This window comes from Pseudomonas sp. AS2.8 (assembly GCF_014190935.1).
In the GTDB taxonomy this organism is placed as follows: Bacteria; Pseudomonadota; Gammaproteobacteria; order Pseudomonadales; family Pseudomonadaceae; genus Chryseomonas.
On sequence record NZ_JACHVV010000004.1, the window covers coordinates 48,762 to 66,597 of the forward strand.

The 17,836-nt window shown below is 66.0% G+C and carries 17 protein-coding genes; 3 read left to right on the forward strand and 14 right to left on the reverse strand.

The features are described 5' to 3' along the window. Positions 1-50 precede the first annotated feature (50 nt). Genes folM through FHR73_RS16920 form a run of 3 tightly spaced genes read left to right on the forward strand, consistent with a single transcriptional unit; the run spans position 51 to position 1,393 of the window. Entirely contained in the window at positions 51-749 is a 699-nt protein-coding gene (gene folM / locus FHR73_RS16910; RefSeq protein ID WP_183632854.1) for a dihydromonapterin reductase, read from the forward strand. A gap of 15 nt (positions 750-764) precedes the next feature. Next, on the forward strand, positions 765-1,058 hold the full coding sequence (locus tag FHR73_RS16915) for a DUF1244 domain-containing protein (RefSeq protein ID WP_183632855.1): 294 nt from the start codon (positions 765-767) through the stop codon (positions 1,056-1,058). Next, entirely contained in the window at positions 1,055-1,393 is a 339-nt protein-coding gene (locus FHR73_RS16920; protein ID WP_183632857.1) for a HopJ type III effector protein, read from the forward strand. Before FHR73_RS16915 ends, FHR73_RS16920 begins: the two co-directional genes overlap by 4 nt. A 58-nt stretch (positions 1,394-1,451) precedes the next feature. Here the strand turns inward: FHR73_RS16920 and lpxC are convergent, their stop codons facing one another. From lpxC to rsmH, 14 genes are all read right to left on the reverse strand, one after another. After that, positions 1,452-2,366 carry a UDP-3-O-acyl-N-acetylglucosamine deacetylase gene (lpxC, locus tag FHR73_RS16925; protein WP_017640702.1) on the reverse strand — a complete coding sequence of 305 codons (915 nt, stop codon included), beginning with the start codon at positions 2,364-2,366 and terminating at the stop codon, positions 1,452-1,454. A 109-nt stretch (positions 2,367-2,475) separates the two neighbouring features. After that, the gene (gene ftsZ, locus FHR73_RS16930) at positions 2,476-3,657 is read right to left on the reverse strand and encodes a cell division protein FtsZ (protein WP_007162050.1); all 1,182 of its coding nucleotides are present in this window, start codon (positions 3,655-3,657) and stop codon (positions 2,476-2,478) included. A 53-nt stretch (positions 3,658-3,710) separates the two neighbouring features. Continuing rightward, entirely contained in the window at positions 3,711-4,955 is a 1,245-nt protein-coding gene (gene ftsA, locus FHR73_RS16935; RefSeq protein WP_017640704.1) for a cell division protein FtsA, read from the reverse strand. Between the two features lie 16 nt (positions 4,956-4,971). Then, entirely contained in the window at positions 4,972-5,826 is an 855-nt protein-coding gene (locus tag FHR73_RS16940; RefSeq protein WP_183632859.1) for a cell division protein FtsQ/DivIB, read from the reverse strand. Positions 5,827-5,891: 65 nt separating this feature from the next. Continuing rightward, positions 5,892-7,307 (reverse strand): UDP-N-acetylmuramate--L-alanine ligase, encoded by a 1,416-nt coding sequence (murC, locus tag FHR73_RS16945; RefSeq protein WP_221191600.1) that lies wholly within the window; start codon positions 7,305-7,307, stop codon positions 5,892-5,894. Positions 7,308-7,341: 34 nt separating this feature from the next. Then, a complete protein-coding gene (gene murG / locus FHR73_RS16950) occupies positions 7,342-8,412 on the reverse strand; it encodes an undecaprenyldiphospho-muramoylpentapeptide beta-N-acetylglucosaminyltransferase (RefSeq protein ID WP_183632862.1) in 1,071 nt (356 codons plus the stop codon). Further along, on the reverse strand, positions 8,402-9,601 hold the full coding sequence (gene ftsW / locus FHR73_RS16955; protein ID WP_133862632.1) for a putative lipid II flippase FtsW: 1,200 nt from the start codon (positions 9,599-9,601) through the stop codon (positions 8,402-8,404). Before ftsW ends, murG begins: the two co-directional genes overlap by 11 nt. Further along, positions 9,601-10,944 carry a UDP-N-acetylmuramoyl-L-alanine--D-glutamate ligase gene (gene murD / locus FHR73_RS16960; RefSeq protein WP_183632864.1) on the reverse strand — a complete coding sequence of 448 codons (1,344 nt, stop codon included), beginning with the start codon at positions 10,942-10,944 and terminating at the stop codon, positions 9,601-9,603. Before murD ends, ftsW begins: the two co-directional genes overlap by 1 nt. A 5-nt stretch (positions 10,945-10,949) precedes the next feature. Next, positions 10,950-12,032: a phospho-N-acetylmuramoyl-pentapeptide-transferase gene (gene mraY, locus FHR73_RS16965; protein WP_007162057.1), complete on the reverse strand. Its 1,083-nt coding sequence runs from the start codon at positions 12,030-12,032 to the stop codon at positions 10,950-10,952. Further along, the gene (murF, locus tag FHR73_RS16970) at positions 12,032-13,399 is read right to left on the reverse strand and encodes a UDP-N-acetylmuramoyl-tripeptide--D-alanyl-D-alanine ligase (protein WP_183632866.1); all 1,368 of its coding nucleotides are present in this window, start codon (positions 13,397-13,399) and stop codon (positions 12,032-12,034) included. The genes mraY and murF overlap by 1 nt, the downstream gene beginning before the upstream one ends. Beyond that, on the reverse strand, positions 13,392-14,861 hold the full coding sequence (locus FHR73_RS16975; RefSeq protein WP_183632867.1) for a UDP-N-acetylmuramoyl-L-alanyl-D-glutamate--2,6-diaminopimelate ligase: 1,470 nt from the start codon (positions 14,859-14,861) through the stop codon (positions 13,392-13,394). Before FHR73_RS16975 ends, murF begins: the two co-directional genes overlap by 8 nt. Continuing rightward, positions 14,858-16,543: a peptidoglycan D,D-transpeptidase FtsI family protein gene (locus FHR73_RS16980; RefSeq protein ID WP_409258696.1), complete on the reverse strand. Its 1,686-nt coding sequence runs from the start codon at positions 16,541-16,543 to the stop codon at positions 14,858-14,860. The genes FHR73_RS16975 and FHR73_RS16980 overlap by 4 nt, the downstream gene beginning before the upstream one ends. Positions 16,544-16,602: 59 nt before the next feature. Then, complete coding sequence (ftsL, locus tag FHR73_RS16985) at positions 16,603-16,896, reverse strand: cell division protein FtsL (protein WP_183632869.1); 294 nt, start codon at positions 16,894-16,896, stop codon at positions 16,603-16,605. After that, positions 16,893-17,834, reverse strand: a complete 942-nt coding sequence (rsmH, locus tag FHR73_RS16990; RefSeq protein ID WP_183632870.1) for a 16S rRNA (cytosine(1402)-N(4))-methyltransferase RsmH — start codon at positions 17,832-17,834, stop codon at positions 16,893-16,895. Before rsmH ends, ftsL begins: the two co-directional genes overlap by 4 nt. Positions 17,835-17,836 lie beyond the last annotated feature (2 nt).

Genomic DNA, 17,836 nt, shown 5'->3' on the forward strand with positions numbered 1-17,836 from the left:
AGCCGCGGCCAGTACCCTGGCCGCCTCGCTCATCAGGATCGGGTACCCTTATGTCCGCAACCCTTCCCCTTCTGGTCACCGGTGCCAATCGCCGCGTCGGTCTCGCCTTGACCCGCCGGCTGCTCGCGGAGGGCCAATCCGTCATCGCCGTCTATCGCGACGACCCGGGCCCCTTGCGTGAGCTGGAGATCGAGGCCTATCAGGTCGATCTGGCGGAAGAGGCACAGCGCGACACCCTGCTGCAGCAGCTGCATGAACGCCATCCGGCGCTGCGCGGCATCGTGCACAACGCCTCGGTCTGGGCCGAAGACGGCCTGGACAATCTGCGGCTGCTCTATCGCCTGCACCTGGAAGCGCCCTACCACCTCAATCTGGGCCTGCAGGACCTGCTGCTGGCCGCGCCGCGCGCCGACATCATCCATATCGGCGACGACAGTGCCACGCGCGGCAGCCGCAACCACATCGGCTACGCCGCCACCAAGGCCGCCCTGCACAACCTGACCCTGTCCTTTGCCGAAGCCCTGGCACCCAGGGTGCGGGTCAACACCATCGCGCCGGGCCTGCTGATCTTCAAGGAAGGCGCCGACGAGGCCTATCGCCAGGCGACCCTGGACAAGGCGCTGCTGGATTTCGAACCCGGCGCCAATCCCATCGTGGATACCGTGCTCTATCTACTGTCGACCCAGTACGCCACCGGCAGTACCTTCACCGTCAACGGCGGGCGCCACCTGCGCCATGGCCGCCGCTAGCAAGAGGAATCAGTCATGACCGAACAAGACCGTCTGGAACTGGAAGCCGCTGCCTTCCGCACCCTGGTCGAGCACCTGCGCAAGCGCACCGATGTGCAGAACATCGACCTGATGAACCTGTCCGGTTTCTGCCGCAACTGCCTGTCCAAGTGGTACAAGGCCGCGGCCGACGACAAGGGCCTGGAGCTTAGCCTGGACGATGCCCGCGAGGCCGTCTATGGCATGCCCTATGCCGACTGGAAAGCCCAGTACCAGACCGAGGCCTCGCCGGCCCAGGCCGCGGCCTTCCAGGAGCAGCAGAGCAAATGAACGATCTCGCCCGCTTTCGCGCCCGCCTGGCCCAGGGCGACCATGCCTTCGCCGACACCCTGGCCTTTGTCGCCGAACACTACCGCTACCAGCCCACTGCCTTTCGCAACGGCGAGGTGGACAATGCCGCGGGCCAGAACGAAGGCTCCTGCAAGACCCTGGGCCTGGCCAGACTCGAGGGGCTGAGCGATGAAGAGGCCCTGCTGGCCTTTGGCGAGCACTATCGCAGCGTGTTGCAGACGCCCGAAGGGAGCGATCACGCCAATATCCGCGCCCTCATCGCCCATGGCCTGGCCGGCGTGAGCTTCCAGGACGAGCCCCTGACGCGTCGCTAGGCCTTTCAGCGACCATAAAAAAAGCCCTGCGGATGCAGGGCTTTTTCTTGGACCGGGCTCAGACGGCAGCCGCGGGTCTCATGTAGGAAATCGGTGCCAGACCGGAGTCTTCGAAGGTCACCACTTCCCAGGCATCACGATCGGCCAGCAGCGCACGCAGCAGGCGATTGTTCATGGCGTGGCCGGACTTGTAGCCGCGGAATTCGCCGATGAGGCTCTTGCCGAGCAAATACAGGTCGCCGATGGCGTCGAGGATCTTGTGCTTGACGAATTCGTCTTCGTAACGAAGACCGTCTTCGTTGATTACACCCTTCTCGTCCACCACGATGGCGTTGTCGACGCTGCCGCCCAGGGCCAGGTTGTGCGAACGCAGGAATTCCAGGTCACGCATGAAGCCGAAGGTGCGGGCACGGCTGACTTCCTTGAGGAAGGAGGTGCTCGAGAAATCCACCGAGGCTTTCTGGGTACGGTTGTTGACCACCGGGTGATCGAAATCTATTTCGAAGGTCACCTTGAAGCCGTCGAAGGGCACGAAGGTGGCGCGCTTGTCACCGTCGACGACGCTCACTTCACGCTTGATGCGGATGAACTGCTTGGCCGCTTCCTGTTCCTGCAGACCGGCGGACTGGATCAGGAACACGAAGGGACCGGCGCTGCCGTCCATGATCGGTACTTCGACCGCGGACAGCTCGACGTAGGCATTGTCGATCCCCAGACCGGCCATGGCCGACAGCAGGTGCTCAACGGTACCGACCTTGACGCCACTGTCACTGAACAGGTTGGTCGACATGGTGGTTTCACCCACGTTCTCGGCCCAGGCCGGGATTTCCACGACCGGATCGAGATCGGTGCGACGGAACACGATCCCCGTATCGACGGGAGCCGGCTTCAGGGTCAGGTAAACCTTTTCCCCGGAATGCAGGCCGACGCCAGTGGCGCGAATGGTGTTCTTGAGGGTGCGTTGTCTAATCATGCCAGGGCCGCTCGGTCGCAGGGTGCGAATGGTGTTCAACGAAGTCGCGATGATAGCAGATGCGAAAATCGATGCCCACTAATCACACCCTGGCTTGTGATATACCCGATCAATCAGCCTGACGACGCAGGAAGGCCGGGATGTCCAGGTAATCCAGGTCGTCGTTGGGATTGACCTTGGTCGCCGCTGCCGAGCCGCCATGATTCTGGCTGCCACGACCGGAGCGCATCGAGGTCGGGTACTTGAGGTCGTCGTAGTTGACCGGAGCGGTTTCCTGACGGGCCGCAGCCAGGGTCTGAGCGGTATTGTCCACCACCTTGACCGGCTTCTCGATGCGCGCACCCAGGCCGGTGGCGACCACGGTGACGTGCAGCTCGTCGCGCATTTCCGGATCGATCACCGCGCCAACCTTGACGGTGGCGTGCTCGGACGCGAAGTCCTCGATGATCTCGCCGACGGCGGCGTATTCACCCAGGGACAGGTCCAGGCCAGCGGTGATGTTGACCAGGATGCCGCGGGCGCCATGCAGGTTGACGTCTTCCAGCAGCGGGTTGCGGATGGCGGCTTCGGTGGCTTCGCGCGCACGGTTCGGACCGCTGGCGTGGCCGGTACCCATCATGGCCATGCCCATCTCGCCCATCACGGTCTTGACGTCGGCGAAGTCGACGTTCATCAGGCCGGGACGCTGCATGATGTCGGAGATACCGCGAACGGCGCCGGCGAGGACGTCGTCAGCCTTGGCGAAGGCGGCCAGCAGGCTGGCGTCCTTGCCCAGAATGGTCAGCAGCTTCTCGTTGGGGATGGTGATCAGCGAGTCGACGCATTCGGACAGGGAGCGAATGCCTTCGTCGGCGACCTGCATGCGCTTGCGGCCTTCGAAGGGGAACGGACGAGTGACCACGGCAACGGTCAGGATACCCATTTCCTTGGCCACTTCAGCGATGATCGGCGCGGCACCGGTACCGGTGCCACCGCCCATGCCGGTGGTGATGAAGACCATGTCGGCGCCTTCGAGGACTTCGGCGATGCGCTCACGATCTTCCATGGCCGCCTGGCGGCCGATTTCCGGGTTGGTGCCCGCACCAAGACCCTTGGTGACGCCCGGGCCGAGTTGCAGCACGGTACGGGATGTGACGTTCTTCAGGGCTTGGGCGTCGGTATTTGCACAGATGAATTCGACGCCTTCAACACCGCTTTTGACCATGTGGTTGACGGCGTTGCCACCGCCACCGCCCACGCCGATGACTTTGATCACGGCGCTTTGTGGAATGTTGTCTACGAGTTCGAACATGGTCCCCTCTCTTCCTTTCGGATCTTCGCCTACTGCCGCGGTTTAATTGTGAATTACAAGTTGCCCTGGACCCAACGCTTCATGCGTTCCAGGACTGTGGATTTGGTTTCGCTGCTATATCCGCCAGAAACAACCGGCAAGGGATCGGTCTGCTTTTGCAGGCCATAGAGCAACAGGCCGACGCCTGTGGAATAGATCGGGTTGCTGATCACGTCAGTCAGACCCTTGACCGTCTGGGGCACCCCCAGGCGTACCGGCATATGGAAAATCTCTTCCGCCAGTTCGACCGCGCCTTCCATCTTCGCGGTACCACCGGTGAGTACGATCCCTGCGGGGATCAGATCCTCGTAACCACTGCGGCGCAGTTCCGCTTGCACCAGTGTGAATAGCTCATCGTAACGGGGCTCGACCACTTCCGCGAGGGCCTGACGCGACAATTCTCGCGGCGGACGGTCACCCACGCTGGGCACCTTGATGGTTTCGCCCGGCCCAGCCAGTTTCGCCAAGGCACAAGCATACCGAATCTTGATTTCTTCGGCATATTGCGTTGGGGTTCTCAAGGCCATGGCAATGTCATTTGTGACTTGGTCGCCAGCAATGGGTATCACCGCCGTATGGCGGATGGCGCCCTCGGTGAAGATGGCGATATCGGTGGTGCCGCCGCCTACATCCACCAGGCAGACGCCCAGTTCCTTTTCATCGTCGGTCAGCACGGAATAGGCCGAAGCCAGCTGTTCGAGAATGATGTCGTCGACTTCCAGACCGCAACGACGAACACATTTCTCGATGTTCTGCGCGGCGTTGACGGCGCAGGTGACGACATGGACCTTGGCCTCCAGACGCACGCCGGACATGCCGAGGGGCTCGCGCACCCCTTCCTGGTTGTCGATCACATAGTCCTGGGCCAGGGTGTGCAGCACGCGCTGGTCGGCGGGGATGGCCACCGCCTGGGCGGCATCGAGCACCCGCTCGATGTCCGCAGGGCTCACTTCACGATCGCGGATCGCCACGATGCCGTGGGAATTCAGACTGCGAATGTGATTGCCGGCAATGCCGACGAAGGCCGAATGGATCCGGCAACCGGCCATCAGCTGGGCTTCTTCGATGGCCCGCTGGATGGAGGCGACGGTGGATTCGATGTTGACCACCACGCCCTTCTTGAGCCCGCGCGACGGATGGGTGCCGATTCCGACGATCTCGATCTGACCATCGGAAGACACCTCGCCGACCAGAGCCACGACCTTGGAAGTGCCGATGTCGAGGCCGACGATCATCTTGCCGCTTTGCACGCTTGCCATAGTAAAAAACTTCTCCTCAATGCTTGGCCGGTTCGGTCACGGGGGTGGCGGCGACAGCGGGATCACGCCAGGCCACGGCCAGACCGTTCGGATAACGCAGATCGATCCGCGCGATATTGTCCATCTGTGCCTTGAGCACCTGATCGTACAGGCGCATGAAGCGCCGCATCTTTTCCACCAGCTGGTCGCGGCCGAACACCAGTTCCAGGCCCTGACCGGTGGTGAGGTACCAGCTGCCGCGCTCGTGCATTTCCAGTCGCGACACGGTGTAACCGAGCGGCCGGAGCATCTGGCTGAACATCTGGTACTGCTGCATCACCTGCTGCTGGGCCCGCTTGGGACCGTACAGCCGCGGTAGATTGTCATAGTTGGCCAGATCCTGCGGGGCAAAAGCCTCACCCTGGTTGTTCAGCAGCGCCTCGTCACCCCAGCGGGCGATGGGCATCTGCTCTTCCAGGCGGATGCTGATCTCGTCCGGCCAGACCCGGCGGACCTCGGCATGGGCGATCCACGGCATGGTTTCCAGCTCGTGGCGCATGTCGGCCAGGTCGACCTGGAAGAAGGTGGTGCCCACGAAGGGAGCGATGCGCTGCTGCACCGCGCCCTGGCTGATGTAGGAGAGATCGCCCTTGACGCTGACCTTGGCGATCGGCCGGTCGGCATAGGGCAGCAATCGCTGGGCACCCTCATAGGTGCCGAAGCCCAGCCCCAGTAGCAGGAATGGCCAGAGGATGCGCTTGAGCAGACCCAGGCTCGGGCGTGGCAGGCGTGTCGACAGCGGCTCTTCGGCGACCAGGCGACTGGCGCCCCGTTGCTCGACGTTGCGCGACCGACCGAAGCCGGGCTGGTTGTGACGTAGGGTGGCGACCAAGGTTCAGCCCTCCACGTGCGCGCCGGCAACAGCGGTTGCCGGCAAGGGGTTGTATGGATGACGGCTCATGCCGAACTCCCGGCGGTCGCGGCGGTGGCGAACAGCGGGTGGTTGAGCAGTTGCGGCGCCAGCGCGCCGATGTCGCCCGCGCCCTGGCAGAGCAGGATGTCGCCCGGGCGCAGCAGTGGCTTGACCAGCGGCGCGATGTTGCTGCCGCGTTCGACATAGATGGGATCGAGCTGGCCGCGCTGGCGGATGCTGTGGCAGAGCTGGCGGCTGTCGGCGCCGGGAATGGGCTCCTCACCGGCCGGATAGACTTCCATCAGCAGCAGGACGTTGGCATCGGCCAGCACCTGGACGAAGTCTTCGTAGAGATCGCGGGTACGACTGAAGCGGTGCGGCTGATAGACCATCACCAGCCGGCGCTCGGGCCAGCCACCGCGCACGGCCTTGATCACCGCGGCGACTTCACGCGGATGGTGGCCGTAGTCGTCCACCAGCATGACGCTGCCACCGGCAACCGGCAGTTCGCCGTACACCTGGAAGCGCCGCCCTACCCCCTGGAAGCCGGACAGGCCATTGAGGATGGCCTCGTCGCTGACGCCTTCGTCGGTGGCGATGGCGATGGTCGCCAGGGCGTTGAGCACGTTGTGCACGCCCGGCATGTTGACCGAGACCGCCAGCGGCGCGCGGCCTTCGCGCAGCACGGTGAAATAGGTGCGCATGCCTTCCTGGCGGATGTCCACGGCCCGGACGTCGGCGTCCTCGGCGGTGCCGTAGGTGACGGTGGGCCGGGCGACCTGGGGAATGATCTCGCGCACCACCGGATCGTCGACGCAGAGCACGGCCAGGCCATAGAACGGCAGGTTGTGCAGGAAATCGACGAAGGTGCGCTTAAGCCGATTGAAGTCACCCTCGTAGGTGCTCATGTGGTCGGCGTCGATATTGGTGACCACGGCGACCATGGGCTGCAGGTGCAGGAAGCTGGCGTCGCTCTCGTCGGCCTCGGCGATCAGGTAGCGGCTGGTGCCGAGCTGGGCATTGGTACCAGCGGCATTGAGGCGCCCACCGATGACGAAGGTCGGGTCCAGGCCTTCGGCCGCGAACACCGAGGCGATCAGACTGGTGGTGGTGGTCTTGCCATGGGTACCGGCGACGGCGATACCGTGGCGATAGCGCATCAGCTCGGAGAGCATCTCGGCTCGGGGCACCACGGGAATACGCTGCTCGAGGGCGGCGGAGACCTCCGGATTGGATCTGTTGATGGCACTGGACACCACCAGCACATCGACCTGATCCAGGTTCTCGGCGCGATGGCCGATGTAGATGCGCGCGCCGAATTGCTGCAGGCGCGCGGTCACCGCGGATTCCTTGAGGTCCGAGCCCGAGACTTCGTAGCCCAGGTTCAGCAGCACCTCGGCGATGCCGCACATGCCGACGCCGCCGATACCGACGAAGTGGATGCGCCGGATGCTGCGCATACGCCGAACCTCGGCCTGAATGGCACTTTGCGACTTAACCACGGGCAACCTCCAGGCAGGCGTCGACGACTGCACGGGTGGCATCGGGTTTGGCCAGGGCACGGCTGCGAGCGGCCATGCCGGCAAGACGTTCGGGATGCATCAGGACCTCGGTAAGCTGCGCGGCGAGATCCGCCGGGCGTGTGGAATGTTGCGGCAGCACCACACCGGCACCGGCGCGCTCCAGGAAGCGCGCATTGCTGGTCTGGTGGTCGTCGATGGCGTGCGGCAGGGGGATCAGCAGCGCCGGCAGACCGGTGGCGGTCAGTTCGGCGACGGTCAGGGCGCCAGCCCGGCAGATCACCAGATCGGCCCAGGCATAGGCGCCGGCCATGTCGGCGATGAAGGGCTGGACATCGGCCTCCACGGCGACGTTGGCATAGCGCTCGGCGGTCACCTCGGCATGCTGGCGGCCGGCCTGGTGGCGCACATTGGGTCGCAGGCCCGCGGGCAGCTGGGCCAGGGCGTCGGGCAGCAGCTTGTTGAGCGGCTCGGCGCCCAGACTGCCGCCCAGCACCAGCAGATTGGCGACGCGCTCTTCCAGCGGGGCGCGGCTCACCGGGGCGAAGAGTTCGGCGCGCACCGGATTGCCGGTGGACAGGCGCTTGGCGGACGCCGGGAAGGTGTCGGCGAAGCCTTCGCAGACGCGCGCGGCCATGGGCACCAGCAGGCGGTTGGCGGTGCCGGCATGGGCATTCTGTTCGTGGATCACCAGCGGAATGTTGCACAGCCTGGCGGCCAGGCCACCCGGACCGGTGACGAAGCCGCCCAGGCCCAGCACGCAGATCGGCTTGAGCCGGCGCATGAGTCCCATGGCCTGCATGAGTGCCCCGCTGAGTTGCAGCGGCGCCTTCACCAGGGAGCGCACGCCCTTGCCCCTCAGGCCGGTGACCGGAATGTGGTGCAGGGTGATGCCGGCCTTGGGCACCACGTCGTTCTCGATGCCGCGCGGGGTACCCAGCCAGTGCACGGTATAGCCGCGGGCTTCGAATTCACGGGCGCAGGCCAGGGCCGGGAAGACGTGCCCGCCGGTACCGCCGGCCATGATGAGGACGTTAGCGGACATCGGCGAAATCCTCTTCGGTGAATTCCACATCCTCGGTATCCACCAGGGTGCGTCGCTCCCACTCGATGCGCAGCAGCAGGCCCATGCTCACGCAGCAGATCACCAGGGAGCTGCCGCCGTAGCTGAGGAACGGCAGGGTCAGGCCCTTGGTCGGCAGCAGGCCGACGTTCACGCCGATGTTGATCAGGAACTGGCCGATCCAGAGCATCGACAGGCCGTAGGCCACATAGGCCGAAAAGAACTGCTTGGACTGCTCGGCCCAGTGACCGATGAACAGTCCGCGCACGCAGACGAAGAGGAACAGGCCGACGGTGGCCATGGCGCCGATCAGGCCGAGTTCTTCGGCCAGCACGGCGAAGAGGAAGTCGGTATGGGCCTCGGGGAGGTAGAACTGCTTCTGGATGCTGTTGCCCAGGCCGAGACCGGTCCAGCCGCCGCGACCGAAGGCGATCAGCGCCTGGGTCAGCTGATAGCCGGAACCGAACTGGTCGGCCCAGGGATCGGTGAAGGTGATCAGACGCTGCATCCGGTAGGACTGGGTCTGCACCAGCACGAACACCGCCAGCACGGCCAGGGCGACCATCATCAGGAAGCGGAACAGGCCGACGCCGCCAAGGAACAGCATGGCACCGGCGGCGCCCATCATCACCACGGTGGCGCCGAAGTCGGGTTCGCGCAGCAGCAGCATGGCCATCGGCAGGAGCACGATGAAGGGCTTGAAGAAGCCGGCCCAGGTATGGCGCACCTCATGCTGGCGGCGAACCAGGTAACCGGCCAGATAGAGCACCACGAAGACCTTGGCGATCTCCGAAGGCTGCACGTTGAAGATGCCGAAGCCGATCCAGCGCAGGGAGCCGTTCACCTCGCGACCGATGCCGGGCACCAGCACCGCCACCAGCAGGAGGAAGGCGATGATCAGCAACGGAAAGCCGAAGCGCTGCCAGGTGGCCATGGGGATCAGCATCACCACGCCGCAGGAGACGAAGCCGATCGCCAGATAGACCAGGTGGCGGTACATGAAGTACAGCGGATTGCCCGACTGGGCGGCGGCCACCTCGGAGGAAGCCGAGGTCACCATCACCAGGCCGAGGCCGAGCAGCAGCAGGCAGCCCGCCAGCAGCGGGAAGTCCAGGTCGATGCCGTGGCGACTAGCCAGCGGCGAGGGATAGGGGCGCAGCAGGCTGAGGATCATGCCAAAGCTCCCACGGCCTGGGCGAACAGCCGTCCGCGTTCTTCGAAGTTGCGGAACATGTCGAGACTGGCGCAGGCCGGCGACAGCAGCACGGCGTCGCCTGGCTGGGCCAGCCGGCGGCTCTCGGCCACGGCTTCTTTCAAGGTGGTGACACGCACCTGTTGCACGGTGCCCGGCAGGATCTCGGCGATCCGTGCCGCATCGCGCCCCAGCAGCACCACGGCGCGGCAATGACGCGCGATGGGCTCGCGCAGGGCACTGAAATCGGCGCCCTTGCCGTCGCCCCCGGCGATCAGCACCAACTGGCCGGCGATGTCATCACCGAGGCCTTCGACCGCAGCCAGGGCGGCACCGACATTGGTCGCCTTGGAATCGTTGTAGTAGTTGACGCCCGCGACCTCGCCGACCCACTGGCAGCGATGCTCCAGCCCCGGGAAGGCGCGCAGGGCCTCCAGCATGGGTGCCAGCGGCAGACCGACAGCCTGGCCCAGCGCCAGTGCGGCCAGGGCATTGCTGTGGTTGTGCGTGCCGCGGATCTTGAGTTCCTCGACATCCAGCAGGTTGTCGAAGGCCAGCGCCAGATAGCGACGCCCCTCCTCCTCGCGAATGCCGAAGGCACGGAAATCGGGCCGCCCCAGGCCGAAGGTCAGGCGCGGCACGTCATCGCCGATCAGCGGCCGCGACAGCGCATCGTCGCGATTGACCACCACCTGGCGAACGCCGCGGAAGATGCGGTGCTTGGCCTGGTGATAGGCCGGCATGCCGGTGTAGCGATCCATGTGGTCTTCGCTGAGGTTGAGCACGGTGGCCACCTCAGCATTGAGTCGCTCGCAGGTCTCCAGCTGGAAGCTCGACAGCTCCAGCACATAGAGCTCCACGTCATCGGCCAGCAGATCGAGCGCCGGGGTACCGAGATTGCCACCCACGGCCACCCGCTTGCCGGCGCGGAGTGCCATGTCCCCCACCAGGGTGGTGACGGTGCTCTTGGCGTTGGAACCGGTGATGGCGACGATGGGTGCCTGGGCCTGGCGCGCGAACAGATCGATATCGCCGGACAGCCGCACGCCACGGGCGGCGGCTTCCTGCAGCGCCGGCGTTTCCAGGGCCAGGCCGGGACTCACATAGAGCTCCGCCGCGCGGGCGAGGAAGTCGACATCCAGCTCGCCGCAGCGCACCTCGACCTGGGGGTACTGGGTTCTCAGGGTCTCCAGTTCCGGCGGCTGTTCCCGCGTGTCGGCCACGGCAAAGGGCACGCCACGGCGCGCGAGAAAGCGCACCAGCGACATGCCACTCTTGCCGAGGCCGACGACGATACGGAACTGGTCGGAAGCGATGAGCACTGCGATTACCTCAGTTTCAGGGTGGCGAGACCGAACAGCACCAGGATCACGGTGATGATCCAGAAGCGCACGATGACCCGCGGTTCGGGCCAGCCCTTCAATTCGAAATGGTGGTGGATCGGCGCCATGCGGAAGACGCGCTTGCCGGTCAGCTTAAAGGAGGCGACCTGGATGACCACCGAGAGGGTCTCCATGACGAAGACGCCACCCATGATGAACAGCACCACTTCCTGGCGGACGATCACGGCGATGGTGCCCAGGGCGGCGCCCAGCGCCAGGGCGCCGACGTCACCCATGAAGACCATGGCCGGATAGGTGTTGAACCAGAGAAAGCCCAGGCCCGCGCCGATCAGGGCGCCGCAGAAGACGATCAGTTCGCCGGAGCCTTCCACATAGGGAATCAGCAGGTAGTCGGCGAATTTCACGTTGCCCGACAGGTAGCAGAAGATGCCCAGGGCACCGCCGACCATCACGGTGGGCATGATCGCCAGGCCGTCGAGACCGTCGGTGAGGTTGACCGCGTTGCTGGAGCCGACGATGACGAAGTAGGTCAGCACAACGAAGAAAATCCCCAGCGGGATTTCGATGTTCTTCAGCAGCGGCAGGATCAGCGTGGTTTCGATCGGCGCCTTGGCCGTGACATAGAGGAAGATCGCCGCCCCCAGGCCGAATACCGATTGCCAGAAGTACTTCCAGCGACTGGGCAGACCACGGGAATTCTTCTCGATCACCTTGCGATAGTCGTCGACCCAGCCGATGGCGCCGAACAGGAAGGTCACCGCCAGCACGGTCCAGACGTAACGGTTGTGCAGATCGGCCCACAGCAGGGTGCTGATGCCGATGGTGGTCAGGATCAGGGCGCCGCCCATGGTGGGGGTGCCGGACTTGGACAGGTGCGACTGGGGGCCATCGTTGCGCACGGCCTGGCCGATCTGGCGGATCTGCAGGGTGCGGATCATCCAGGGGCCGAGCCACAACGACAGCAACAGGGCGGTCAGAACGCCCAGAATGCCGCGCAGGCTGAGGTATTGGAAGACGGCGAAGCCCTTGTAGAACTGTTGCAGGAACTCCGCCAACAGCAGCAGCATCAGTGTTTCTCCTCGGTGTTGATAGCGCAGAGCGCGGCGACGACCTTGTCCATCGCGGCGCTGCGGGATCCCTTGATCAGCAGGGTGGTTCCGGCCCGGTCCTCGTCCGCCAGGGCCTCGATCAGGTGTTCGCGATCGGCGAAATGCCGGGCCTTGGCGCCATAGGCGCGGGCCGCATGGGCCATCGAAGGACCGACGCTGTAGAAGGCATCCACTTTGCCGCGGGCGTGCTCGCCTACCTCGCGATGGCCCTGCTCGGTCCACTCGCCCAGCTCGGCGATGTCACCCAGGACCACCACCCGACGGCCCGGCAGGGCCGCCAGCAGGTCGATCCCGGCCTTCACCGACGCGGGGTTGGCGTTGTAGCTGTCGTCGATGACCTGGGCACCGCGCTGGCTGGTGCGGGTCAGGGTGCGGCCCTGGACCGGTGCCGCGGCGGCGAGGCCACGGGCGACGGTGGCCAGTTCCAGCCCCAGGCTGAGGGCTGCGGCCGCGGCGGCCAGGGCATTGCCGACGTTGTGGGCACCCAGCAGTTGCAGGGTGACCGGCGCCTCGCCCTGGGCGGTGTGCAGGAGGAAGCTCGGGCGGCCCTGGGCGTCCAGGGTCACCTGACTGGCGCGGACATCGGCGCGGGCGTCCAGGCCGAAGGCGACGACGGTGCGACCGGCCGCGCGGCGCTGCCAGGTCTCGAAGGCGGCGTCGTCGCGGTTGAGCACCACGGTGCCCGCCTCGGCCACGCCTTCGATGATCTCGCCCTTGGCTTCGACGATACGATCGACGCCGCCGAATTCGCCCACATGGGCCTGGCCGGCGTTGGTAATGATAACGACATCCGGGCGTGTCAGGCTCACGGTGTAGGCAATGTCGCCGACATGCGAAGCACCCAGCTCGATGACGCCATAGGCGTGCTCGGCGGCCAGTTGCAGCAGGGTCAGGGGCGCGCCGAGGTCGTTGTTCAGATTGCCCTGGGTAGCCAGGGTGGCGCCCTGCTGACGCAGGATGGCGGCGAGCAGCTCCTTGACCGTAGTCTTGCCACTGGAGCCGGTCACGGCGGCGAGCCTGCCCTGGAACAGGTCACGATTGAAGGCGCCCAGGCGACCCAGCGCCAGGCGGGTATCGGCGACCACCAGTTGGGGCAGCTGGACCTCGGGCACGGCCCGCTCCACCAGGGCAGCCGCGGCGCCCTGAGCGGCGACGTCGGCCAGATAGGCATGACCATCGAAGCGCGGCCCGGTCAGGGCCACGAAGAGCTGCCCGGCCACGGCCTTGCGGCTGTCGGTACCGACGCCGTCGAACAGGGCATCGGCGCCCAGCAGGTTGCCGGTCAGGGCCTCGGCCACTTCGGTGAGGGTAAAGGTTCTAAGCATGCTGTCGCTCCCAGGCGGTCAGGGCCCGCTCGGCCTGGTCGAGATCGGAAAAGGGATGACGGACACCGGCGATTTCCTGGTAGGGCTCATGGCCCTTGCCGGCCAGCACCACGATGTCCTGGGCGGTCGCCGCGGCCACGGCCTGGGCGATGGCCGCTTCGCGCCGGCCGGCGAAGCTCACCTGTTCGGGATGCGCGAAGCCGGCGCGGATGTCGGCAACGATGGCGGCCGGATCCTCGGTACGGGGGTTGTCGTCGGTCACCACCACCTGATCGGCCAGGCGCTCGGCCACCGCGGCCATCTCCGGCCGCTTGCCGCGATCGCGATCGCCGCCACAGCCGAACACGCAGACCAGGCGCCCCTCGGCACCGACATGGGGCCGCAGGGCGGTGAGCACCTTGTCCAGGGCATCGGGGGTGTGGGCGTAGTCCACCACCACCAGCGGTCGCCCGGCACCACCCAGGCGCTGCATGCGTCCGGCCGGACCCTGCAGCTGCGGGAGGATGGCGAGGATGTCGGCCAGCGAATGACCGAGACCCAGCAGGGCACCGATGGCGGCCAGCAGGTTGCTCAGGTTGAAGCGCCCGATCAGCTGGCTGCGCAGCTCGCCGGCGCCCTGGGCGGTGACCAGCTGGGCGCGCACGCCGTGGTCGTCGAAGTGGATGGCCTGGCAATGGAGGCTGGCCGTCGGATCGCTCAGGCTGTAGGTCAGGGTCGCGGCCGGGCTTGGGCGAGCCGCCAGCTCGCGGCCAAAGGCGTCATCCAGATTGAGGACGCGGGTGCCGAGCCCCGGCCAGGCGAACAGCTGGGCCTTGGCTTCGCCATAGGCGGCCATGGTGCCGTGGTAATCGAGGTGATCGCGGGACAGGTTGGTGAAAACCGCGACCTTGAAGGCCAGCGCCGCCACCCGACCCTGGGCCAGGCCATGGGAAGAGACTTCCATGGCCACGGTAGCGGCGCCGTCCTCGGCCAGTTCCGCCAGGGTCGCCTGCAGCCTGAGGGCATCCGGGGTGGTGTGGCGGCCTTCGGCGAGGGCGCCATGAAAGCCGCTACCCAGGGTGCCGACGATGCCGCAACGCTGACCGAGCAGATCGCAGGCCTGGGCGATCAGCTGGCTGACACTGGTCTTGCCATTGGTTCCGGTGACGCCGACCAGGGCCAGGCGCCGACTGGGCTCGTCATGGAAACGACCGGCAATGGCAGAAAGCCTTGCGGCAAGGCCCTCGACGGCGACCAGGGGGATGTCCAGGGCCGGCAGCGCGGGGGCGTCCTTCGCCTCATAGGCGATGGCCGCGGCGCCTCGTTCGGCGGCGCTGGCGACATGGGCACGGCCGTCGCTGTGCAGACCGGGAATGGCGAGGAACAGCGAGCCCGGGCGGACTTCGCGACTGTCCAGTGCCAGACCGCCGATGTCGACGGCAGTGGCAGCTTCAGGCAGGAGGTCGGTCAGCAGGCGGCTCATCGATCACGCTCCCCGACCAGCAGCGGCTTGCCGGCCTGGGCCTGCTGCACGGGCAGCGGCTGGAGGTTGTCCGGCTGGATGTTCATCAGGCGCAGGGCGCCGGACATCACGCGGCTGAATACCGGCGCCGAGACCACGCCACCGTAGTAGCCGCCCTTGCTCGGACGATCGATCACCACCACCGCGGCCAGGCGCGGATTGCTGGTCGGGCCGAAGCCGGCGAACAGCGAGCGATAGGAATTCTCGGCATAGCCACGGGTGCCGGTGCTGGTCTTGCGCGCGGTACCGCTCTTGCCGGCGACGTGGTAGCCCGGCACCTGGGCGCGGAAGGCGCCGCCCGGGGCTTCCACGACCTGCTGCAGCATGCCCTGCAGGGTCTTGGCAACGCGTTCTTCCACCGCCTGGTCGCTGGCCGGGGCCTTGTCCAGGCGCACCATGGACAGCGGCACGGAGCGACCGTCGTTGGCCAGCACCGAATAGGCGTGGGCCAGCTGCACTGCGGTCACCGCCAGGCCATAGCCATAGGACAGGGTCGCGGTCTCGGCCGGGCGCCAGGTGCGATGGTTGGGCAGATTGCCGACCCGCTCGCCGGGAAAGCCCAGACCGGTGTCCTGGCCGAGGCCCACGGCGCGCATGGCGTTGTAGATGTTCTCGCCACCGACGTCGAAGGCGATCTTGCTCATGCCGACGTTGCTGGACTTGATGAGGATGCCGGTCAGGTCCAGGGCGCCGTCGCTGTGGGAGACGTCCTTGATGGTGTAGCGACCGATCTGCAGCGAACCCGGATAGACGTTGACCTTGTCGGTCGGCTTCCAGCGGCCGCTGGCGAGCGCCGCGGTCATGGAGATCGGCTTCATCACCGAGCCGGGTTCCATGACGTCGATCATCGCCCGGTTGCGCATGGCGGCCGGTTCCAGACTGCGACGATTGTTGGGGTTGTAGGTGGGCATGTTGACCATCGCCAGGACCTCGCCGGTCTTGACGTCGACGATGGTGAGGCTGCCGGCCTCGGCTTCGAACTGGGTCAGGGCATTGCGCAGTTCGCGCGCGGCGAGATACTGCAGCCGCAGGTCGATGGACAGTGCCAGGGTATTGCCCGGCTTGGCGTTCTTGGCGACCTGGACATCGCGGATCAGCCGACCGCGGCGATCCTTGACCACCTGGCGACGACCCGGCACGCCGGACAGCCACTCGTTGAAGGCCAGCTCGATACCTTCGCGCCCGTGATCGTCGATGTCGGTGAAGCCGACCACATGGGCCGCCACCTCACCCGCCGGGTAGAAACGCCGAAATTCCTCGATGTCGTAGACACCGGGAATCTTGTGCGCCTTGACCTGGGTCATCACCGCATCGCCCTGCTCGGGCGTGAGGCCGCGGGCCAGGTAGAGGAATTCCTTGCTGGCGTTTTGCTCGATGCGCTTGGCCAGTTCCGCTCGCGGCTGGCCGACGGCATCGGCCAGGGTCGCCCAGCGATCCTCGGCGCCCAGCAGTTCCTTGGGATTGATCCACAGCGTGGTGACCGGCGTACTCACGGCCAGGGGCTCGCCGTTGCGGTCGGTGATCAGGCCGCGGTGCGCGGGAATGGGAATGGTGCGCACGCTGCGCGCATCGCCCTGCCCCTTCAGAAAGGCCCGGTCGATCACGTGCAGATCGACGATGCGCCAGATGATGGTGCCGACCATGACCAGCAACAGCCCGATAATGAGGCTGAAGCGCCATGGCAGGCGCGCGATCAGGCCTTTCACGGATTGACCATCCGGATTTCGGCCGGGTCGGGAATGCGCATCTGCAATTGGCCGCTGGCCAGGGCCTCGACGCGACTGTGGGCGGTCCAGGTGCTCTGTTCCAGCAGCAGTCGACCGTATTCGGCCTGAGCCTTGTCGCGGATGGCCATCTCGCCATAGAGGGTATTGAGCAGCTGGCGATTCCAGTGGGCGCTGTAGGCCACGGCTACCGCCGACAGCAGTACGCCGGCGAACAGAATCAGCATGACGCTGCTGCCCAGGGGCAGTTTCTTGACGAAGAGCCGGCTCATTTCAGCTTCTCGGCAACGCGCATCACGGCGCTGCGGGCGCGGGGATTGGCGGCCAGTTCGGCTTCGCCGGCATAGACCGGCTTGCCCAGCAGGCGCAGCGAGGGTTCGAAGACCGTGGCGCGGATCGGCAGGTCGCGTGGCAGCTGGTCGGCCTCGCCCTTGGCCAGTCGGCGCATGAATTGCTTGACGATGCGGTCTTCCAGCGAGTGGAAGCTGATCACCACCAGCCGGCCACCCACGGCCAGCTGCTCGTAGGCCGCCTGCAGGCCCTGCTCCAGATCGCTCAGTTCGCGATTGATGTAGATACGCAGTCCCTGGAAGGCGCGGGTAGCCGGATGCTTGCCCTTTTCCCAGGCCGGATTGGCCTCGGTAAGCACCTTGGCCAGGTCGCCGGTACGTTCGAAGGGCTGGACTTCACGGCGCTGCACCACGGCGCGCGCCATGCGCTTGGCGAAACGCTCTTCGCCGAATTCCTTGAACACCTGGGCGATGTCGGCCTCGGGCGCCGTGGCGATCCAGGCGGCGGCGCTCTGCCCCCGACTCGGATCCATGCGCATGTCCAGGGGACCGTCCTGCATGAAGCTGAAACCGCGCTCGGGATCGTCGAGCTGGGGCGAGGATACGCCCAGGTCCAGCAGCACGCCATCGACCTGGCCGGACCAGCCACGGCTGACGAGTTCATCGCCCAGTTCGGCGAAGCTGCGCTGGACGATCTCGAAGCGCGGGTCTTCCGCGGCCAGGGCCTGGCCCGCGGCGATCGCCTGGGGATCCTTGTCGAAGCCCAGCAGCCGCCCCTCTCCACCCAGCAGGCGCAGCACGGCCCGGCTGTGTCCGCCGCGGCCGAAGGTGCCGTCCAGATAACGGCCGGCCGGCTGGATCGCCAATGCCTGTACGGCCTCGTCCAGGAGAACGGAGACGTGGTGGAAGACTGGGTTCATGG

Excerpts from the sequence above, each read along its gene's own strand:
- ftsL (WP_183632869.1), bottom strand. The coding sequence starts at position 16,896 with ATGAGCCGGCTCTTCGTCAAGAAACTGCCCCTGGGCAGCAGCGTCATG.
- FHR73_RS16980 (WP_409258696.1), bottom strand. The coding sequence starts at position 16,543 with ATGGTCGGCACCATCATCTGGCGCATCGTCGATCTGCACGTGATCGAC.
- murG (WP_183632862.1), bottom strand. The coding sequence starts at position 8,412 with ATGTCCGCTAACGTCCTCATCATGGCCGGCGGTACCGGCGGGCACGTC.
- ftsZ (WP_007162050.1), bottom strand. The coding sequence starts at position 3,657 with ATGTTCGAACTCGTAGACAACATTCCACAAAGCGCCGTGATCAAAGTC.
- FHR73_RS16975 (WP_183632867.1), bottom strand. The coding sequence starts at position 14,861 with ATGAGCCGCCTGCTGACCGACCTCCTGCCTGAAGCTGCCACTGCCGTC.
- folM (WP_183632854.1), top strand. The coding sequence starts at position 51 with ATGTCCGCAACCCTTCCCCTTCTGGTCACCGGTGCCAATCGCCGCGTC.
- murC (WP_221191600.1), bottom strand. The coding sequence starts at position 7,307 with ATGCGCAGCATCCGGCGCATCCACTTCGTCGGTATCGGCGGCGTCGGC.
- ftsA (WP_017640704.1), bottom strand. The coding sequence starts at position 4,955 with ATGGCAAGCGTGCAAAGCGGCAAGATGATCGTCGGCCTCGACATCGGC.
- FHR73_RS16920 (WP_183632857.1), top strand. The coding sequence starts at position 1,055 with ATGAACGATCTCGCCCGCTTTCGCGCCCGCCTGGCCCAGGGCGACCAT.
- mraY (WP_007162057.1), bottom strand. The coding sequence starts at position 12,032 with ATGCTGCTGCTGTTGGCGGAGTTCCTGCAACAGTTCTACAAGGGCTTC.
- lpxC (WP_017640702.1), bottom strand. The coding sequence starts at position 2,366 with ATGATTAGACAACGCACCCTCAAGAACACCATTCGCGCCACTGGCGTC.
- rsmH (WP_183632870.1), bottom strand. The coding sequence starts at position 17,834 with ATGAACCCAGTCTTCCACCACGTCTCCGTTCTCCTGGACGAGGCCGTA.
- murF (WP_183632866.1), bottom strand. The coding sequence starts at position 13,399 with ATGCTTAGAACCTTTACCCTCACCGAAGTGGCCGAGGCCCTGACCGGC.
- FHR73_RS16915 (WP_183632855.1), top strand. The coding sequence starts at position 765 with ATGACCGAACAAGACCGTCTGGAACTGGAAGCCGCTGCCTTCCGCACC.